At 54.7% G+C, this 18,624-nt stretch carries 19 protein-coding genes; 10 read left to right on the top strand and 9 right to left on the bottom strand.

Annotated elements, in window-relative coordinates; genetic code table 11:
* The first annotated feature begins 5 nt into the window (after positions 1 to 5).
* Both dld and NMC31_RS08160 read left to right on the top strand, forming a co-directional pair.
* Entirely contained in the window at positions 6 to 1,769 is a 1,764-nt protein-coding gene (gene dld / locus NMC31_RS08155; protein WP_149462449.1) for a D-lactate dehydrogenase, read from the top strand.
* A gap of 98 nt (positions 1,770 to 1,867) precedes the next feature.
* A complete protein-coding gene (locus NMC31_RS08160; RefSeq protein ID WP_253897569.1) occupies positions 1,868 to 2,416 on the top strand; it encodes a GNAT family N-acetyltransferase in 549 nt (182 codons plus the stop codon).
* Positions 2,417 to 2,682: 266 nt separating this feature from the next.
* On the opposite strand, the gene pbpG is transcribed toward NMC31_RS08160, so the two are convergent.
* Together pbpG and NMC31_RS08170 are read right to left on the bottom strand one after the other, a co-directional pair.
* Complete coding sequence (pbpG, locus tag NMC31_RS08165) at positions 2,683 to 3,627, bottom strand: D-alanyl-D-alanine endopeptidase (protein ID WP_015963756.1); 945 nt, start codon at positions 3,625 to 3,627, stop codon at positions 2,683 to 2,685.
* Between the two features lie 179 nt (positions 3,628 to 3,806).
* The gene (locus NMC31_RS08170) at positions 3,807 to 4,394 is read right to left on the bottom strand and encodes a Yip1 family protein (RefSeq protein WP_149462452.1); all 588 of its coding nucleotides are present in this window, start codon (positions 4,392 to 4,394) and stop codon (positions 3,807 to 3,809) included.
* A gap of 151 nt (positions 4,395 to 4,545) precedes the next feature.
* On the opposite strand from NMC31_RS08170, the gene NMC31_RS08175 reads away from it, so the two are divergent.
* Complete coding sequence (locus NMC31_RS08175) at positions 4,546 to 5,109, top strand: DedA family protein (RefSeq protein WP_149462453.1); 564 nt, start codon at positions 4,546 to 4,548, stop codon at positions 5,107 to 5,109.
* On the opposite strand, the gene mdtQ is transcribed toward NMC31_RS08175, so the two are convergent.
* Positions 5,104 to 6,543: a multidrug resistance outer membrane protein MdtQ gene (gene mdtQ / locus NMC31_RS08180; protein WP_253897570.1), complete on the bottom strand. Its 1,440-nt coding sequence runs from the start codon at positions 6,541 to 6,543 to the stop codon at positions 5,104 to 5,106. The genes NMC31_RS08175 and mdtQ overlap by 6 nt on opposite strands.
* A 259-nt stretch (positions 6,544 to 6,802) precedes the next feature.
* On the opposite strand from mdtQ, the gene NMC31_RS08185 reads away from it, so the two are divergent.
* On the top strand, positions 6,803 to 7,534 hold the full coding sequence (locus NMC31_RS08185; RefSeq protein WP_253897571.1) for a class I SAM-dependent methyltransferase: 732 nt from the start codon (positions 6,803 to 6,805) through the stop codon (positions 7,532 to 7,534).
* Here NMC31_RS08185 and dusC read toward each other — a convergent pair.
* The 6 genes from dusC to mhbT form a co-directional block, all read right to left on the bottom strand.
* Positions 7,531 to 8,466: a tRNA dihydrouridine(16) synthase DusC gene (gene dusC, locus NMC31_RS08190; protein ID WP_253897572.1), complete on the bottom strand. Its 936-nt coding sequence runs from the start codon at positions 8,464 to 8,466 to the stop codon at positions 7,531 to 7,533. The two genes, NMC31_RS08185 and dusC, sit on opposite strands and share 4 nt — an antisense overlap.
* Before the next feature lie 62 nt (positions 8,467 to 8,528).
* A complete protein-coding gene (locus tag NMC31_RS08195) occupies positions 8,529 to 9,722 on the bottom strand; it encodes a 3-hydroxybenzoate 6-monooxygenase (protein ID WP_253897573.1) in 1,194 nt (397 codons plus the stop codon).
* A 14-nt stretch (positions 9,723 to 9,736) separates the two neighbouring features.
* Positions 9,737 to 10,381 carry a maleylacetoacetate isomerase gene (maiA, locus tag NMC31_RS08200; RefSeq protein WP_149462458.1) on the bottom strand — a complete coding sequence of 215 codons (645 nt, stop codon included), beginning with the start codon at positions 10,379 to 10,381 and terminating at the stop codon, positions 9,737 to 9,739.
* Positions 10,382 to 10,389: 8 nt separating this feature from the next.
* Positions 10,390 to 11,091, bottom strand: coding sequence for a fumarylacetoacetate hydrolase family protein (locus tag NMC31_RS08205; protein ID WP_149462459.1), 702 nt, complete (start codon positions 11,089 to 11,091; stop codon positions 10,390 to 10,392).
* 14 nt (positions 11,092 to 11,105) lie between these two features.
* Positions 11,106 to 12,143 (bottom strand): gentisate 1,2-dioxygenase, encoded by a 1,038-nt coding sequence (gene gtdA / locus NMC31_RS08210; protein ID WP_253897574.1) that lies wholly within the window; start codon positions 12,141 to 12,143, stop codon positions 11,106 to 11,108.
* Positions 12,144 to 12,154: 11 nt separating this feature from the next.
* Complete coding sequence (gene mhbT / locus NMC31_RS08215) at positions 12,155 to 13,513, bottom strand: 3-hydroxybenzoate transporter MhbT (RefSeq protein ID WP_253897575.1); 1,359 nt, start codon at positions 13,511 to 13,513, stop codon at positions 12,155 to 12,157.
* Positions 13,514 to 13,638: 125 nt separating this feature from the next.
* Here mhbT and NMC31_RS08220 point away from each other — a divergent pair, with 125 nt between their 5' ends.
* The 6 genes from NMC31_RS08220 to NMC31_RS08245 all read left to right on the top strand — a co-directional run bounded on the left by NMC31_RS08220 (position 13,639) and on the right by NMC31_RS08245 (position 18,419).
* Complete coding sequence (locus tag NMC31_RS08220; RefSeq protein WP_253897576.1) at positions 13,639 to 14,562, top strand: LysR substrate-binding domain-containing protein; 924 nt, start codon at positions 13,639 to 13,641, stop codon at positions 14,560 to 14,562.
* Positions 14,563 to 14,667: 105 nt separating this feature from the next.
* Positions 14,668 to 15,066, top strand: a complete 399-nt coding sequence (locus NMC31_RS08225; protein WP_113857282.1) for a CidA/LrgA family protein — start codon at positions 14,668 to 14,670, stop codon at positions 15,064 to 15,066.
* Positions 15,063 to 15,758 (top strand): CidB/LrgB family autolysis modulator, encoded by a 696-nt coding sequence (locus tag NMC31_RS08230; RefSeq protein ID WP_149462464.1) that lies wholly within the window; start codon positions 15,063 to 15,065, stop codon positions 15,756 to 15,758. Before NMC31_RS08225 ends, NMC31_RS08230 begins: the two co-directional genes overlap by 4 nt.
* A 126-nt stretch (positions 15,759 to 15,884) precedes the next feature.
* Positions 15,885 to 16,769 carry a cytidine deaminase gene (gene cdd / locus NMC31_RS08235; RefSeq protein WP_253897577.1) on the top strand — a complete coding sequence of 295 codons (885 nt, stop codon included), beginning with the start codon at positions 15,885 to 15,887 and terminating at the stop codon, positions 16,767 to 16,769.
* A gap of 122 nt (positions 16,770 to 16,891) precedes the next feature.
* Complete coding sequence (gene sanA / locus NMC31_RS08240) at positions 16,892 to 17,602, top strand: outer membrane permeability protein SanA (RefSeq protein WP_015963741.1); 711 nt, start codon at positions 16,892 to 16,894, stop codon at positions 17,600 to 17,602.
* Between the two features lie 358 nt (positions 17,603 to 17,960).
* Positions 17,961 to 18,419, top strand: coding sequence for a helix-turn-helix transcriptional regulator (locus NMC31_RS08245; protein ID WP_253897578.1), 459 nt, complete (start codon positions 17,961 to 17,963; stop codon positions 18,417 to 18,419).
* Positions 18,420 to 18,624: the final 205 nt, after the last annotated feature.

Genomic DNA, 18,624 nt, shown 5'->3' on the forward strand with positions numbered 1-18,624 from the left:
GAATGATGTCTGCACAAGCCACCACTGATAATAAAGCGCTAATTAACGAACTCACCCGTCTGGTCGGTCATGCTCACCTGCTGACTGATCCGGCGAAAACCGCCCGCTATCGCAAGGGCTTCCGCTCCGGTCACGGTGACGCGCTGGCCGTTGTCTTCCCTGGTTCACTGCTTGAACTGTGGCGCGTACTCAACGCCTGCGTGAATGCGGATAAAATCATTCTGATGCAGGCGGCGAATACCGGCCTGACCGAAGGCTCTACGCCGAGCGGTAATGATTACGATCGTGAGATTGTCATCATCAGCACTCTGCGTCTTGATAAGCTGCACCTGCTCGATAAAGGCGAGCAGGTGCTGGCCTGGCCGGGTACCACACTCTATTCTCTGGAAAAAGCGCTTAAGCCGCTGGGACGCGAGCCACATTCTGTGATTGGATCGTCCTGCATTGGTGCATCGGTTATCGGCGGGATCTGCAATAATTCCGGCGGGTCGCTGGTGCAGCGCGGCCCGGCGTATACCGAAATGTCCCTGTTTGCGCGTATTGACGAGAATGGCAAGCTGATGCTGGTTAACCACCTGGGCATTGATCTGGGTGAAACGCCGGAGCAGATCCTCAGCAAACTCGATGATGAACGCGTGAAAGACAGCGACGTGCGCCACGATGGCCGCCACGCGCACGATCACGATTACGTCACTCGCGTACGTGATGTTGAAGCCGACACCCCAGCCCGCTACAACGCAGACCCGGAACGCCTGTTCGAATCCTCCGGCTGCGCAGGTAAACTGGCCGTTTTCGCCGTGCGTCTGGACACCTTCCCGGCGGAAAAACGTCAGCAGGTTTTCTACATTGGTACGAATCAACCGGACGTGCTGACCGAAATTCGCCGCCACATTCTGGCGGAATTCAAGAACCTGCCGGTGGCGGGCGAATATATGCATCGTGATATTTACGATATCGCCGAGCAGTACGGCAAAGACACCTTCCTGATGATCGACAAACTCGGCACCGACAAAATGCCGTTCTTCTTCACTCTGAAGGGTCGCACCGACGCGATGCTGGAAAAAGTGTCGCTGTTTAAGCCGCACTTTACCGACCGTTTTATGCAGAAAGTCGGCCACGTTTTCCCGGCGCACCTCCCTGCACGTATGAAGCAGTGGCGCGATAAATATGAGCATCACCTGCTGCTAAAAATGGCGGGCGACGGTATTGAAGAAGCGCAGGCCTGGCTGGCAGAGTACTTTAAACAGGCGGAAGGCGGCTATTTTGTCTGTACCGCCGAAGAGGGTAGCAAAGCCTTCCTGCATCGTTTCGCGGCGGCGGGCGCGGCCATTCGCTATCAGGCGGTACACGCCGATGAAGTCGAAGATATCCTTGCGCTGGATATTGCCCTGCGTCGTAATGATACCGAGTGGTTTGAGCATCTGCCGCCGGAAATCGACAGCCAACTGGTGCATAAGCTCTACTACGGCCACTTTATGTGCCACGTGTTCCATCAGGATTACATCGTCAAAAAAGGCGTGGACGCACACGAGCTAAAAGAAAAAATGCTGGTGCTGCTTCGCGAACGCGGCGCGCAGTATCCGGCGGAGCATAACGTTGGGCATCTGTACGAAGCCGCTGACACGTTAAAACGTTTTTATCGTGAAAACGATCCGACGAACAGCATGAACCCCGGCATCGGTAAAACCAGTAAACAGAAATACTGGGGCGAAGGAAAACCGCAGAACCCTGGCGTTTCGGCCCCAACCGACGAGCCCGCCGTGAAATAAGAGAGACGGATTGTTATTCAGGTTCGCGCCGTATTAGAGTGAGTGAATGACGCCGGAGGAACGTTTCTCCGGCGATTTTTTTCACAAGGAACCTGAGTATGTCCGCGCGCGAAGCCGCTACTGATGTTGAAATTCGTTTAGCCCAGCCTGATGACGTCCACGCAATTTCCGCTATTTACGCCTGGCATGTGCTGAACGGGCGAGCCTCCTTTGAAGAAACCCCGCCGTCCATTGATGAAATGTGCGAACGCATGAAGAAGGTCAATGACCACGGTCTGCCGTGGCTGGTTGCGCTTTATCGCGGCGTCGTGGTTGGGTATTGCTATGCGTCACCCTACCGCCCTCGCCCGGCCTATCGTTATACGGTGGAAGAGTCGATTTATCTGGATACCACCATGACTGGGCTCGGCATTGGCAGCGCACTGCTGGGCCGGTTGATTGAGATTTGCGAACAGGGGCCGTGGCGACAAATGCTGGCGGTGGTCGGCGATGGCCACAACAACCCGGGGTCGTTGAATTTGCATAAGAAACTCGGGTTTGTGATTGCCGGGCAGTTACGTAGTGTGGGTTATAAACTGGGTGACTGGCGGGATACGTTGATCATGCAGCGCCCGCTCAATGATGGCGACTGGACGCTGCCGGAGTAGCAGGTTTGGTGCTGGGGTTTGCCGGATGACGCTGCGCTTATCCGGCCTACGGGGCGGTGCGGGTTGTGCCGGATGCGCTGCGCTTATCCGGCCTACGGAGGCGGTGCTGGGGTTTGCCGGATGCGCTGCGCTTATCCGGCCTTCGGGGCGGTGCGGGTTGTGCCGGATGCGCTGCGCTTATCCGGCCTACGGGGTGGTGCTGAGGTTTGGTAGGCCGGATAAGGCGTAGCCGCCATCCGGCGTTACTGCGCCGAAGCCGACTAAACTTAATCTTCCTGGGTCGTCACTTTACCGTGCGCCAGGTTGCCCGCAATCTGCGACTCTTTCTGCTTTTTATAGCTCAGCGCCGCCGCAGGAACCGGCATCACTTTACCGGTTTCCACCCAGGTACGCAGACGACTGGCGTCGGCGAAATGGGTATATTTCCCAAACGCATCCATCACCACCATCGCCACCGGACGTTTGTTCATCACCGTACGCATCACCAGACAGTGACCCGCCGCATTGGTGAAGCCGGTTTTGGTCAACTGGATATTCCAGTTATCGCGGTACACCAGATGGTTGGTGTTGCGGAACGGCAGCGTGTACGCCGGGTTAGCAAAGGTCGCCATATCCTCACGCGTGGTGCTCAACTGACCAATCAGCGGATACTGTTTGGTAGCAATCAGCATTTTGGTCAGGTCGCGCGCCGTTGACACGTTGTGAATCGACAACCCGGTCGGTTCCACATAGCGCGTGTGCGTCATTCCCAACGATTTAGCCTTCGCGTTCATGGCGCGAATAAAGGCATCGTAACCGCCAGGATAGTGATGCGCCAGGCTTGCCGCCGCGCGGTTCTCCGACGACATCAACGCCAGCAACAGCATATTTTTACGGCTGATTTTACTGTTCAGGCGCACGCGGGAGTAAATTCCTTTCATCTCCGGCGTGTGGCTGATATCAACGCTCAGCATCTCATCAAGCGGCAGGCGCGCATCCAGCACCACCATCGCGGTCATCACTTTAGTGATGGACGCAATCGGGCGCACCAGATCCGGTTCGCTGGCGTAGATCACTTTATTGGTTTCAAGATCGACAATCATCGCGCTCCCGGAAGCAATTTCCGGGCGCGAGGCTGCGGCCGTCGCCGCCGTTTTAGCACTCGCCTGAGGCGCAAAAGGCACAGCCAGCATTAACGCCAGGCTGAGCAGGGAAACGCGAAATTTCTGCATGATGTGTTTTCTGGTGGTTATTTACGCACTGTATGGAATATGGACGCCGCGCGTACTAAGACAATGCAGCGAGGGCGTCATCATAGCGCGGAGCGCAAGGCACCTACCAGAAAAGAATAGTGAATAAATGCTGCATTGCTGGCGCGAAATAATTCACACCAGCAATGCATAAGAGCGGTTCAGAACAATCGGTAACCATAACCCCACAGAATGACGGTGATCGCCAGCAGCACTTCCAGTACCAGCACGCCAATCGCCAGGGTTGAACTGGCGAAGCTCAGCCCCTCTTCCCGTTCAATGTTGAGGAACGTCGGGATACCGACATAAAGCAAATAACCGGTATAAAACAGCGCAACCGTACCGATCAGTGCACAGAGCCAGACCAACGGATAGAGCGCCACGATACCGCTCAGGAACATCGGCGTCGCCACATAACCGGCAAACACCATACAGCGCTTGAGCGACGGACGCTCCGGATAGTTACGCGCCATCCACCAGATTACACGTCCCATCACTGCGACGCCCCCGAGCATTACCCCATAGAAAAGTACGGCCAGGATTAAACCCGTCACAGGTGACAGTTTAACCACATTGCCATCGCCGAAATTCCAGCCCAACTGTGTTGTTCCGATAAATGCACAGATAACAGGAATCGCGGCCATCAACAGAACATGGTGAGTGTAATGGTGTGAAACAGTTTCGTTTTCACTCCGAATGACATGCATTTCTCGATCGGGATGGGAAAACAGACCCCAGACATGGTTCATAACGCCTCCTCGACACGGCTTCGTACCACGTAACGTAAGTATAATTCACACTAATAGATTATTTTTTGAGCAGGAAAAAAATAACGTCGCCCCCGGCTTCGGCTCAGAGGTGTATGCTTAAAGGAGATGTTCAAAGGAAACGAAGATAACGATGGATATACCGGCTCTGATTTCACAATATGGTTATGCCGTGCTGGTGCTGGGCAGTATGGCGGAAGGCGAAACGGTGACGCTACTGGGTGGCGTGGCGGCACATCAGGGGTTACTGCGCTTCCCGCTGGTGGTGATTTCGGTCGCGCTTGGCGGGATGATTGGCGATCAGGTGCTCTATTTGCTGGGTCGCCACTTTGGCGGGCGCATGCTGAAGCGCTACTCACGTCAGCACACCAAAATCCGCAAAGCGCAACGGCTGATTCAGCGTCATCCTTATCTCTTCGTCATTGGCAGCCGTTTTATGTACGGTTTTCGGATTATCGGGCCGCTGTTGATTGGCGCCAGTCGTATACCACCGAAACTCTTTCTGCCGCTCAATATTGTTGGCGCACTGTTGTGGGCGCTTATCTTCACCACCCTCGGTTATGTGGGCGGTGAAGTGATTGCGCCGTGGCTGCATGACCTCGATGCCCATTTAAAACACTGGATCTGGGTTATCCTGGCCGTCGCCGTCGTGCTGGCGTTGCGCTGGTGGTTTAAACGCCGCGCGGATAAATCATAACGCCTGATACCCGCCGCCGAGCGCAGAAGTCAGCTGGATGGAGGCATCCAGCCATTCGCCCTGCAACTTCAAAGCTGTAATCTGCTCGTGCAGCGCCGGCAGCTTCGCGTGGCTGTACTGCGCACTGGAAATAATCCCCACCTTCAGCCGCGCCTGCGCGAGTGCCGCCACGCGCCCGGCATCACGTTGCACGTGAGTTTGCTGCTGATTTTTCGCGGCCAGCGTTTCCATCTGGCTGGCGCACTTCGCTACCTGGTTAACGGCTTCAACCACCGCTTTGTTGTAACGGGCAATGGCGTAATTATTCTCCGTGCTGGCGATATCCAGATTCGCGTTTAATCTGCCGCTGTCAAAGATGGGCAGCGTTAGCCCTGCCGTGACGCCCATCTGCTGTGCGAAGTGGCGGAACAAATCGCTCAGGTGCAGAGCGTCCTGTTGCAGGAACGCCATGATGTTGATATCCGGGTAAAAGGCCGCTTTCGCCGCATCAACATCGCTCAGGGTGGATTCCACCAACCATCGCGCTTCCTGTAAATCCGGGCGACGCGCAAGCAGCTCAAAACCCAGTTGCGATGGCAATTGTGACGTCACCGCCGGTAGCGGCACCGTCTTCAACGACAACGACGTGGATTGCGCGTTGGTGAGCGCCATCAATCGTGCTTCTATCTCTTTCAGATTACCGTCGATATCCGCCAGTTGCTGCGCGGTTTTGCCAACATTAATATCATTTTCAACGCCTTCCACCGAGTCGTTAATACCGGCCAGATAAAGTTTTTTATCCACCGACACAATCAGATTTTGTTCTTTCTGAATCTGTTCAAGCTGCTGACGAATCGCCGATTCCGTTTGCCACTGCCAATATAGCCGCGCCACACTGCTTGCCAGCAGTTGGCGGGTTTGCGCCATCCCGGCAATATCCGCTTTCACTTTGCCAATTCGCGCGCTTACCTGTGCAGCATCTTTTCCCCACAAATCGATATTCCAGCCCGCCGTTAAGCCGAAGGTGCCGTTGGTATACCACGGCCCCGTGGTGCCCGCCGCCGGATCATCAAAAGCAAATGGCCCCATCAGCCCTTCCGCTGATATTTTTTGGCGTTCCAGATCTGCGGAGAAATTCACCTCCGGCCCACCTTTCGCTTCGGCCAGCTTAGCCTGTGCCTCCGCAAGTTTTATACGCTGCTGCGCAACGGCCATATCCGGTGCATCGCGCAGCGCGCGTTCAATCAGCGCGTTAAGCTGCGGATCGTGATAGTCGTGCCACCAGGTGGACTGCGGCCAGCCGTTTTTCAGCGCCACGGGCAGCGACGATTCAATATGTGAAACGGGCAGCGTTTTTGCCAGACGCGCCTCGGTTTCATGCGATGGCGCGCAGGCGCAAAGTGTAAAAATAATCGGTAAGCTTAATACAGCGAACGTTCTGACAGAATGTTTCATGGAATTTGCGTGCGTCTGAAAAGAGGCGCAAATAATAGAGAAAAGCAAACCATTTTCTTTAGTAACCCGTGTGGAAGAATGACCAGGATAAAGTGATCACATCATGTTATTTATGCGCCCAGTAAATACGTCATCTACATTTCGAAATACTTTTGTGCTTAATTTTTGATTGAGATCGAATTACAACGCGCGACCTCATTTAATTTAAGCTTAAATATGGGCATAATTATTTATTGCATGAATGAATTAGGGATTATCAATGACGCAAAATATTTATGACGATCCGCACTTTTTTGCCGGTTACGCCACGCTGGATCGCTCAGTGAAAGGCTTAGACGGCGCGCCGGAGTGGCCGAAAATTCAAACGCTACTGCCTGAAATCCAGGGTAAAACCATTGTTGATTTAGGCTGCGGCTACGGCTGGTTCTGCCGCTGGGCGCGCGATAACGGCGCGGCGAAGGTGTTGGGTCTGGACGTTTCGCAGAAAATGCTCGCGAAAGCGCAGGAGATGACGTCCGGTGAAAATATCACCTTGCAGCGTGCCGATCTGGAAACGTTTGTTCTGCCAGCCAGCACCTTCGACCTGGCCTACAGTTCGCTGGCTCTGCACTATCTAATAGACATCGACCGTTTATTCCGCACCCTGCATCAGGCACTCAAGCCCGGCGGCAAACTGGTTTTCTCCGCAGAGCATCCGGTCTATACCGCCCCGGCGAATCAACAATGGGTAGTGGATAATCAGGGAAATAAACACTGGCCGGTGAGCCAGTATCAACAGGAAGGTGAGCGCATCAGCAACTGGTTTGCCGATGGCGTTAAGAAGCAACACCGTAAGCTCGCGACCTGGATTAATGCAGTGATTGAGGCTGGATTTATCATTGAAGCGCTGGACGAATGGGGACCGACGGCTGAGCAAATCGCCGCTAACCCGGCGCTGGATGAAGAGAAAGAGCGCCCGATGATTTTTATTCTGAGCGCCCGAAAAGCTTAACGCCAGCGCAGGATTTCGCGCGCCACTGACGCGGAGTCCTGCAGCGCCCGTACCGCCATAAACAGTTCCGTGGCTTCCTCGTACTCTTTGCGCAGGTAGCCCAGCCACTGTTTGATGCGCGCCAGATGATACAGCCCGGTGTCGTCCTGTTTTTCCAGCAGACAATATTTTTGCAGCAAACTCACCACTTCAGGCCACGGCATACGCGGTTCGTTATACTTAATCACCCGGCTCAGGTTCGGCACGTTCAGCGCACCGCGCCCAATCATCACCGCGTCACACCCGGTCACCGCCATACACTGTTGCGCGCTTTCCCAGTCCCAGATTTCGCCGTTGGCGATTACCGGAATAGTCAGGCGCTGGCGAATGTCAGCAATGGCCTGCCAGTTAATGCGCTCGGCTTTGTAGCCATCTTCTTTAGTGCGACCGTGCACCACAAGCTCGGTTGCGCCCGCCTGCTGCACCGCATCGGCGATTTCGAACTGGCGCGCGCCGCTGTCCCAGCCCAGCCGCACTTTGACGGTTACGGGAAGATCCGCTGGCACCGCTTCACGCATCGCTTTCGCGCCGCGATAGATAAGCTCGGGATCTTTCAGCAACGTCGCCCCGCCGCCGCTGCCGTTAACCATTTTGGACGGACAACCGCAGTTGAGATCAACGCCCCATGAGCCAAGCTCCACCGCGCGGGCGGCGTTTTCAGCCAGCCATTCGGGATACTGGCCCAGGAGCTGGATGCGCACCAGCGTGCCGCTCGGCGTGCGGCTGTGGTTGTTCAGTTCCGGGCACAGTTTATGGAATGATTTTACCGGCAGCAGTTTATCCACCACGCGCAAAAATTCAGTGACGCAGAGGTCGTAATCATTCACGTCGGTCAGCAGCTCTCGCACCAGCGAATCGAGCACGCCTTCCATTGGCGCCAGTAAAACACGCATATTGATACCCGGTAAAAAAAGAGGCGCTATGTTAGCGCCTCTTTTCATCGGTTAAAAGCCTGTTAGCGGGGTTGCAGGCAGTTATCTTCCTTCCAGCCGTAGAGCCACTCCATCGCGCGATAGAACTCGGCCTGGGTTTTGCCCTTCCACAGCAGGTTACGCACGTGACGCTCAACGCCCGCAGCGTGATAAATACGCCCCATTTCGCGCGTCGACCAGACAATACGGGCGGTACGCGGAATGCGCACAGACTCATACAGCGCGAAGGCTTCTGCCGCATCGCCGTCACATTGCGCCAGCGCTTTGCCGATGGTGACCGCATCTTCCAGCGCCATACACGCTCCCTGCGCCATATACTGCGCCACCGGGTGCGCCGCATCGCCCACTAAGGTAATGCGATCGTTGCCCCATTTTTCCACGGGCTCACGGTCAGCGGTAGACCAGCGACGCCAGGAGGTCGGTTTGTCGAGCATCTGGCGCGGACGCGGGTGAATACCTTTAAAGTAAGAGAGCACCTCTTCTTTGCTGCCGTCCTTCACGCCCCACTCTTCCGTTTCGCGGCTATGGAAGGTCACCACCAGGTTGTATTGCTTGCCGCCACGCAGCGGATAGTGCACCAGGTGACAGTGCGGGCCTGCCCACAGTACCGGGGCGTTGATGCGCAGATCGTCCGGCATATCGTCGCAGTCAATGACCGCACGATAAACCACATGTCCGGTAACGCGCGGGGTATCGTGCAGCAGGCTCTGACGCACCACCGATTTCACGCCGTCGCAGCCAATCAGAATATCTGCCGTCCAGCTATTGCCTTTATCATCAAACACGGTGACGTCATGGTCGGTCTGGCGGATATCCACCACGTGCGTTGAAGTGCGGTATTCGACACACGGATGCACCATCGCCGCTTCCCATACGGTAGCGTGAATATCGACACGGTGAATCACCGCATACGGGCCACCGAAGTGGTCGCGGAACGCCTGTCCGGTTTCGATATGCACCACTTCTTCGCCGTTAACGGCGTCCATCATGGTGATATGATCGGTAAATACCGCGCGCTGGCGAGCAACCTCGCCGACGCCCAGGCTATCCAGCGCCGAAAACGCGTTCGGGCCAAGCTGAATGCCCGCGCCAATTTCACCAATTTCATGCGCTCTTTCCAGCAGCATCACTTTGATGCCCTGACGCGCCAGAGACAACGCGGTCGCCGCGCCGCCAATCCCGCCACCGACAATAATTGCACTCGTCACTTTTGCCATGATAACTCTCCTTATTATGCCGGGATTTTGTCCTGTTGGTTCTCGGGTGCGGCAGCGACAAACGCTGGCAGCGCGGAACAGGCTTCATACACGGCTTTACAGCGGGGATACCCGCTAAGATCGCAACCCATACGTAACGCATTCGCCCACTGCGGCACTAAGCAGCAATCGGCCAGCGTCGGCGTGTCGCCCACGCAGAATTGCCCCGACTGGCTGTGGCGCAGCAGTTGCTCCACCGCGCTCAGCCCCTGCTGGACCCAGTGCGCATACCAGCGTTTTTTATCCTCTTCGCTCACCTTCAGCTCATCGCTCAGGTAGCGCAGGACGCGCATGTTGTTAATGGGGTGGATATCGCAACAAATGGCGTAGACGATTTCCAGAATCCGCATCCGCGCCGGATCGTTACCCGGCAGCAGCGGGGTTTGCGGAAAATGGCGGTCCAGCCAGTCAATAATCGCCAGTGATTGCCCCAGCGATTCGCCATCGTCCGTTACCAGCGCGGGCACCAACCCAACCGGGTTCAGCCTGCGGTACTCCAGCGCGTTTTGCTGGCCAATACGAATATTGACGCCGACGGTGTCATAATCGATTCCCTTGAGCGCCATCGCGATACGCACCCGATAGGAGGCCGAGCTATTGAAAAAACTGTACAGCTTCATCCGTCACCTCAAACAATCTTCACGGCGATAGGTGTTAAACCGTCCACGTTGCCGGTAATCGTGTCGCCCTTCACAACTGCCCCAACGCCTTCCGGCGTGCCGGTGAAAATCAGATCGCCCGGTTGCAGCTCGAAGAAGCCCGACAGATAGCTGATGGTTTCATTCACTGACCAGATAAGATGTTTAATATCGCTGCGCTGGTGATCTTCCCCGTTGACCTGCAACCAGATGGGTGCGTTATCGACGCCGGAAACGTCAGCGGCTTTATGCAGCGGCGAAATGGGCGCGGAGTTATCGAACGCTTTACCGATTTCCCACGGGCGGCCCATCTGGCGCATCTCCATCTGACGATCGCGGCGCGTCATATCCAGGCCGGTCGCATAACCCCAGACGTATTCATGGGCTTTTTCCAGCGGAATATCACTGCCTTTTTTGCCAATCGCCACTACCAGCTCAATCTCATAGTGATAGTTATCGGTCTGGGCCGGGTAGGCCAGATTCAACGTTTCGCCTGCGGCAACCGGAACAACCGCATCAGCGGGTTTGCAGAAGAAGAATGGCGGTTCGCGATCCGGATCGAAGCCCATTTCGCGGGCATGGGCGGCGTAGTTACGGCCTACGCAATAGACGCGGCGGACCGGGAACTGTTCCTCGCTACCAACAACCGGGATCGCAACGGGGGCCTGGGGTTCAAAAACATATTTGCTCATTATTCTTCTCCTGATTAGTAGCGTGCTTCACGGAACAGGCCCAGCGCTTCCTGAACGGGGCGGTCCGAGAAACTGAATAACACGGTCTCGTCCTGCGCATCGAACGACACGCTGTGCCAGGTCGGCACGACAAAGACATCTTTCTCTTTAAAGCTGAACACCTGATCGCCGACGGTGACCTGGCCACTGCCTTCCACCACGTGATAAATCGTGCTGTCAGTGGTGCGCGCCTGACGGGAGCGGAAGCCCTTCGGCAGCAGTTGCAGGAATGCGCCCATCGATGGCATCGGGTAGCCGCCCGTTACCGGGTTCACGTAGCGCATTTTGTAACCATCCCACTCATCGGCATCGCCCAGGCGAGTCAGGTCGTGCAGCGCGTCGCGGCTGCGGTCATAGCGATAGTTGAAAATCGGTGATGAGTTACCGGTTTGATGGCGCAACGGCAGCATGTTGGCGGCGTAGCGCGGCAGATAATCCCCTTCTTTACGGGTGACGGGCTGCTGATCTTCCGGGTAATCTTCTGCAAAGCCGCAGCCAAGATAGTTCACCAGCGGCAAGTCCAGACCATCCAGCCAAATTACGGGCTCATCGCCGGGGTTGCCGTGGTCGTGCCAGCGCCATTGCGGGGTGAGGATAAAGTCGCCCGGATGCATCTGAGTGCGCTCGCCATCAACGGCGGTAAACGCGCCTTTACCCTCAACAATGAAACGTAATGCTGACTGGTTGTGGCGATGGCTCGGGGCAACTTCACCCGGCATAATTAACTGCAAACCGGCGTACAGCGATGAGGTAATGGAAGACTGTCCACGCAGCGCCGGGTTTTCCAGCACCAGTACGCGGCGAACCGCCTCTTTTGCACCAATCAGGCTGCCGCTTTCCAGCAGCAGCGGGCGAATTTCCTGGTAACTCCAGTGTGCTGGCGCGCAGGTCGGGTTCGGCGTTTGTGGCACCAGGTGATGCAGTGATTCCCACAGCGGCGTCAGGTTCTGCCCGGAAATATGCTGGTAATATTGTTGGCGTTCGTTTTTGACGTCCGGATTTAACTGGCTCATTGTTATTCTCCTTATTTATTCACCACACCTGTAGCAGGCAGCGGGTTGGGTACCGTTGTCGTCCGGCGAACAGCTAACGTCAGTAACGTCAACATGATGGCGCTAATGGCTGCCGGGACGGCAATCACGTAAAAAAGAGTGTCGAAAGAGAAGTTCATCGCCATCATCACCCCGCCGGAAAGCGAGCCGACAATCGCACCGCAGCGCCCTACCGCGTTAGACCAGCTCACGCCTGTTGCGCGGCTTTGGGTCGGGTAGAGCATGGCGGTTAAGGCGTTCAGCCCGACCTGCGAGCCGCTGATGCCAATTCCGGTGCCGAAAATCGCCAGCGCCATCAGCCACAGGCCGTTTTCGCTCAGGCCAATCATCACAATGCACACCGCGCCCAGCGCATAGCTCACCGCCAGCACCCGGAAAGGATTGAATTTGTCCATTAATACGCCGAGCAGAATTGCGCCCATCGTGCCGCCAATCTGGAACGCCGCCGTCACCCATGACGCATGTTGCAGGTCGATACCACGATGGTTTAGCAGCGTCGGCATCCAGCTTGAGAGTAAATAGATAATCAGCAGGCTCATAAAGAACACCACCCACAGCATCAGCGTGATGGCAAGCTGACGTCCGGCAAAAAGCTGACCGATGCTGCCCTTGTGGACCGAGGTCGGCTCATCGAGCCAGAAAGTGGTGTCGTCATAGCGCTCTTTAGTCATCTCACTGACCAACTGCGCGATGTGCGGCTGAGGGCGCTGACGACGCACCATCCAGCGGGGCGATTCCGGCAATGCAACCAGCAAATAGAAGAACAGGATCATCGGCAGCACGCCGCCGAGCACCAGTATGCCCGCCCAACCAATCATGCCCACCAGTTGCGCACTGACGATCCCGCCAAAAGCGGAGCCGAGCGTGAAGCCGCAGAACATCAGGGTTACCAATGCGCCGCGACGGCGAGTTGGCAGGTATTCGGAGGTCATGGTGATGGTATTGGGCATCGCCCCACCCAGCCCAAGGCCGGTTAAGAAGCGCAGGATAACCAGCGTTTCAAGGTCTGGTGAAAAGGCGGATAGCAGACTGAGGATGCCAAAAAACGCTACGCACCACTCTATGACGCGTTTGCGACCAAAGCGATCGGAGAGCGGTCCACACAGCAGCGCCCCGGCGGTGAGCCCAACCAGGCCTGCACCAAATAACGGGGCCAGTTCTGCCGCCGTTAACTGCCAGTGTCCACGTATATCGGGGGCGATAAAGCCAATTGCCGCCGTATCGAATCCATCCATCATCACCACCAGAAAACAGCAGATAATGACACGCCACTGGAGCGCGCCGATGGGGGCTGCATCAATCAGAGCTTGTAGTTCACGTCGTTGAGTCATGGTATATGCCTCAGGTGTGTAGGGTAGATGTTGTATTTGTTGTTTGTATGTAGCAAGTTTGTGGTAATTGAAATGCGTTGTACAATGGCTTTCCATGCAGAGTCATAACCTGGAGGTTATTGCTGATGGCAAACTGGACGCAAAAACTGAAGCTTCATCACCTGCAAATGCTGGTCGCGCTGGGCGAGCAGTGCAATCTGACCCAGGTGGCGAAACAGATGCATATCACCCAACCCGCCCTTTCCAAGTGGCTGACACAGTTCGAGGAAGAGGTCGGGATCACACTTTTCGAGCGTCACAGCAAAGGCTTACGCCCTTCTGAAGGCGGAAAACTACTGCTCCAGCATGCTCAACGGTTAATCAACGATCTCGAACGTTCCCAGTTTGAGGTGGAGCGTTTCAAACAGGGCGGCCTGGTCGGCAGCCTGAAAATCGGCTGCTCTCCGGTGGCGACAGATTGCGTATCACAGGCGATTTTTCCTCTGCTAAAAGAAATGCCTTCTTTGCACCTGAATATCGAAGAGAAAGTGATGACGCCACTGCTGCATGATTTGCAATCAGGCGTGGTGGATGTGGTGGTCGGACGTATCGGCGGACGGGCGCTGGAGCTGCCGTTGAATTATCAGGTGTTATATACGGAACCCGTTTGTTTCGTTGCCCGCACCGATCATCCGCTTGCCGCGTACGAGCGATTAAGCTGGAAGGATCTGGAACCCTGGCGCTGGATAGTCTGGCCCACCGGCACGCCCATCCGCCAGAGTATTGATAACGCGCTGGTTGATAACGGCGTGATGCTGCCGGAGAACACCATTGAATCGGCGTCAATGAACGTCAGCGTCAACCTGCTGCAAAGCAGCGAGATGATTTCTATTCTCTCCCTGCGTCTGGCAGAACGCTACGCTCAACAGGGACAGCTCACGATTCTGGCGTTGCCGAAGATTGAGCAGAAAGGCAGCGTCGGCGTATTCTGGAGAAAAAACGATCAGCCCTCGCAGGCCCTGAGTCGCTTTCTTTATCATTTATCACATCCGCTTCAGTCAGATGCCTGATGTTCCGCTTGTCTATGTCAGGTATGCTCACAATTCATGATGTGATCAGTAGCACATTTCCGGCTTTAATTGTATGATGAATGCGTTCCATCAAGGGTAACCAACATGAGCAAATCGCTGAATATTATCTGGCAATACCTGCGTGCTTTCGTCCTGATATACGCCTGTTTGTATGCGGGAATTTTTATCGCCTCGCTGCTACCGATCACCATCCCCGGCAGTATTATCGGGATGCTGATTATGTTCGTCTTACTGGCTCTGCAAATCCTGCCGTCGAAGTGGGTTTTGCCGGGCTGTTACATTCTCATCCGCTATATGGCGTTGCTGTTCGTGCCTATCGGCGTTGGCGTGATGCAATATTACGACCTGCTCAGCGCCCAGTTTGGCCCTATTGTTGTCTCCTGCGCGATCAGTACGCTCGTTGTTTTCCTGGTGGTGAGCTGGAGTTCGCACATTATTCATGGCGAACGCAAAGTCGTTGGTCAAAAAGGAACGGATGAATGATGCATTATATCTGGTGGTCGTTGCCGCTGACGCTGGTGGTCTTTTTTGCCGCGCGCTGGCTGGCTGCACGGGTAAAATTTCCGCTGCTCAATCCCCTGTTAGTGGCGATGGTGGTGATTATTCCCATCCTCCTGCTGACCGGCACGCCTTACGATCACTATTTCCAGGGCAGTAAAGTGCTTAACGATCTGCTGCAACCGGCGGTCGTGGCCCTCGCCTTTCCGCTGTATGAACAGCTGCATCAAATCCGCGCGCGCTGGAAATCCATTATCACCATCTGCTTTTTCGGCAGCGTAGTGGCGATGGTGACCGGTACCTCGGTGGCGCTGCTGATGGGCGCATCGCCCGAAATTGCCGCCTCTATTTTACCGAAATCGGTCACGACGCCTATCGCGATGGCCGTCGGAGGCAGTATTGGCGGTATTCCAGCCATTAGCGCCGTCTGCGTGATTTTCGTCGGGATCCTGGGCGCGGTCTTTGGCCATACCCTGCTGAACCTGATGCGCATTAATACCAAAGCCGCGCGTGGTCTGGCGATGGGAACCGCGTCGCACGCCCTGGGGACTGCTCGCTGTGCGGAAGTGGATTATCAGGAAGGCGCATTCAGTTCGCTGGCGCTGGTGCTGTGCGGGATTATTACCTCGCTCGTCGCCCCGTTCCTGTTCCCGATTATTCTCTCTGTCGTCGGCTAAAATGCGATAAGTCACACATTTTGCAAAACGATTGCATGTGTTGCATAAATAATGAGATTTAGATCACTCATTTAAGCGTAATCGGCACGTACACTGTTTACCCTTACACTGTTACGAGGCAACGCCATGCACCCACGTTTTCAATCTGCTTTTTCGCAACTGCCTGCGGACCTGCAAACAGCCATTGCTCCTGTGCTGGCTGATGCGCATTTCTCCGCGATGCTGAGCGCCGGGCAGGTCTCATCGCTGCTTAACGCGACAGGACTGGACGAAGACGCGCTGGCCTTCGCGCTTCTGCCGCTGGCTGCTGCCTGCGCGCGCGCCGACCTTTCCCACTTCAACGTTGGCGCTATTGCGCGCGGCGTAAGCGGAACCTGGTACTTCGGCGGCAATATGGAATTTTTGGGCGCGACCATGCAGCAAACCGTCCACGCCGAACAAAGCGCGATCAGCCACGCCTGGCTGCGCGGTGAAAAAGCTCTCGCAGCGATCACCGTCAACTACACCCCTTGCGGCCACTGCCGTCAGTTTATGAATGAACTGAACAGCGGGCTGGCGCTGCGTATCAACCTGCCGGGCCGTGCGCCCCATACGCTGAAAGATTATTTACCCGATGCGTTTGGGCCGAAAGATCTCGACATCAAAACGTTACTGATGGATGAGCAGAATCACGGTTACTCACTGGAAGGTGATGCGTTAACTCAGGCTGCCATAAAAGCCGCGAATAAAAGTCATACGCCATACAGCAAATCGCCTTCCGGCGTGGCGCTGGAACTGGCCGACGGCACAATTTTTAGCGGAAGCTACGCTGAAAACGCGGCCTTCAACCCAACGCTACCGCCATTGCAGGGCGCACTGAATCTGTTAAGCCTGCATGGTTATGATTATCCTGCCATTACCCGCGCGATGCTTGCCGAACGCGCCGATGCGCCGCTCATCCAGTGGGATGCGACGGTGGCGACGCTGAAAGCGTTAGGCTGCCAGAACATCGACCGCGTCCTTCTCGGTTAATCTTTCAGTGCGGGCGAGAGCCCGCAACTGGCGAATTTCCCTGCAATTAAGACGCTGATTCTTGCTCTTAAGCGGCGGGTAAAGTAGCCTGAAGACTCCTTTTCACCATCATTGAGCCTTTTATGTTGAAGCGCGTGTTTTACAGCCTGTTAGTCCTGCTCGGCCTGCTGCTGTTGACCGTGTTAGGTCTCGATCGCTGGATGAGCTGGAAAACGGCGCCGTATATCTACGACGATCTGCAGGATCTCCCTTACCGCCAGGTGGGTGTCGTATTAGGCACTGCCAAGTATTACCGCAAAGGCGTGATTAACCAGTATTACCGTTATCGTATTCAGGGCGCACTGAATGCATATAACAGCGGCAAAGTGAATTATCTGCTACTGAGCGGCGATAACGCGCTACAAAGCTATAACGAGCCGATGACCATGCGCAAAGATTTCATTGCCGCCGGCGTCGACCCGGCGGATATCGTGCTCGATTACGCCGGTTTCCGTACGCTTGATTCCATCGTCCGTACGCGTAAAGTCTTCGATACCAACGATTTTATTATTATCACCCAACGCTTTCACTGCGAACGCGCGCTGTTTATCGCGCTACATATGGGTATTCAGGCCCAGTGCTACGCTGTTCCCTCACCGAAAGATATGTGGAACGTTCGCCTGCGCGAATTCGGCGCGCGGTTTGGCGCACTGGCTGACCTGTATGTCTTCAAACGCGAACCCCGCTTTTTAGGTCCACTCATTCCGATTCCGACACAGCATGAAGTGCCGGAGGATGCGCAGGGGTATCCGGCTGTCACGCCAGAGCAATTGTTGAAATTGCAGAAGCCGTAATGTGTGGAATGTTACGCATTACCTTCCAAACCGCCCGTTAACGAGTAAATATTTACGCATTAATTACGAAATATGGCATTAATGCGTAAAATATCACTCATTATGTCACTCGGGAGTCATCATGGAGAATTTAACGATACAGGCGTTTTTGCAACGCGAGTGGGTCGACATTGCCCAGATCTCATTCCCCCGCAGTGATGAAAACAACTGGCGCATAACCGAGTTACACTATCAGTCAGACTATGCCATTGAGTATCTGGAGTGTACTCAGAGAACGCGGCGTGCCGGAACAAATCATGTCCATGCCATCCATTGGATTCCAATTTATTGCTGATAAATTACATCGCTGGGGTTTGCTATGACAGATAATGACAGAGACGGCGATATCAAAAAAACCATTGCCCGATTACGTGAGCAAAACCGACAACCCTATTCAACGTCAGGTGTAGCAGCGCCGAACCTACAGGCCCAGGAGGAAAAATTGCTGCGTACTCGTGTTACGGAGAATATTGAAAGAACAGATACCGCAGAGAGAAACGCGCTGATGAATGCAATCAGTTTGCAACTTCTCATGGGGAATATCACGCAGGGAGAAGCCCTGAAACGAATGCGTATCAACCTGGTGGGAATGAAACAGGATGCTTATGCCCGGCTTGTTGGCGTATCACGTAAAACCATTTCCGATATTGAAAATAATAAAATAAATAATTCGATTGAAACACTCAATAAAGTATTTAAGCCCTTCGGCCTGCAATTAGGATTAATCCCCACCTCGCCACAACGACTGATAAGCTTGTTAAATTCCGCAGAAAAATAAATGTGAGTAGATCATTGCAAATAATAACCAGTTATCATTTTGATAATGGTTATTATTTGCGCATAAGTATTTACTGCTATCCCTTGCAAATCATCCCGTTATTTAACCTATGTGTGAATAGATTCACAGAATACGCTCATCCCCAGGCATAGCCTTGCTAACAGGTTATTTTTATTATTTATAACGTTATGCGCTCGCTTTAATT

Source organism: Pseudocitrobacter vendiensis (assembly GCF_943590815.1).
In the GTDB taxonomy this organism is placed as follows: domain Bacteria; phylum Pseudomonadota; class Gammaproteobacteria; order Enterobacterales; family Enterobacteriaceae; genus Pseudocitrobacter; species Pseudocitrobacter vendiensis.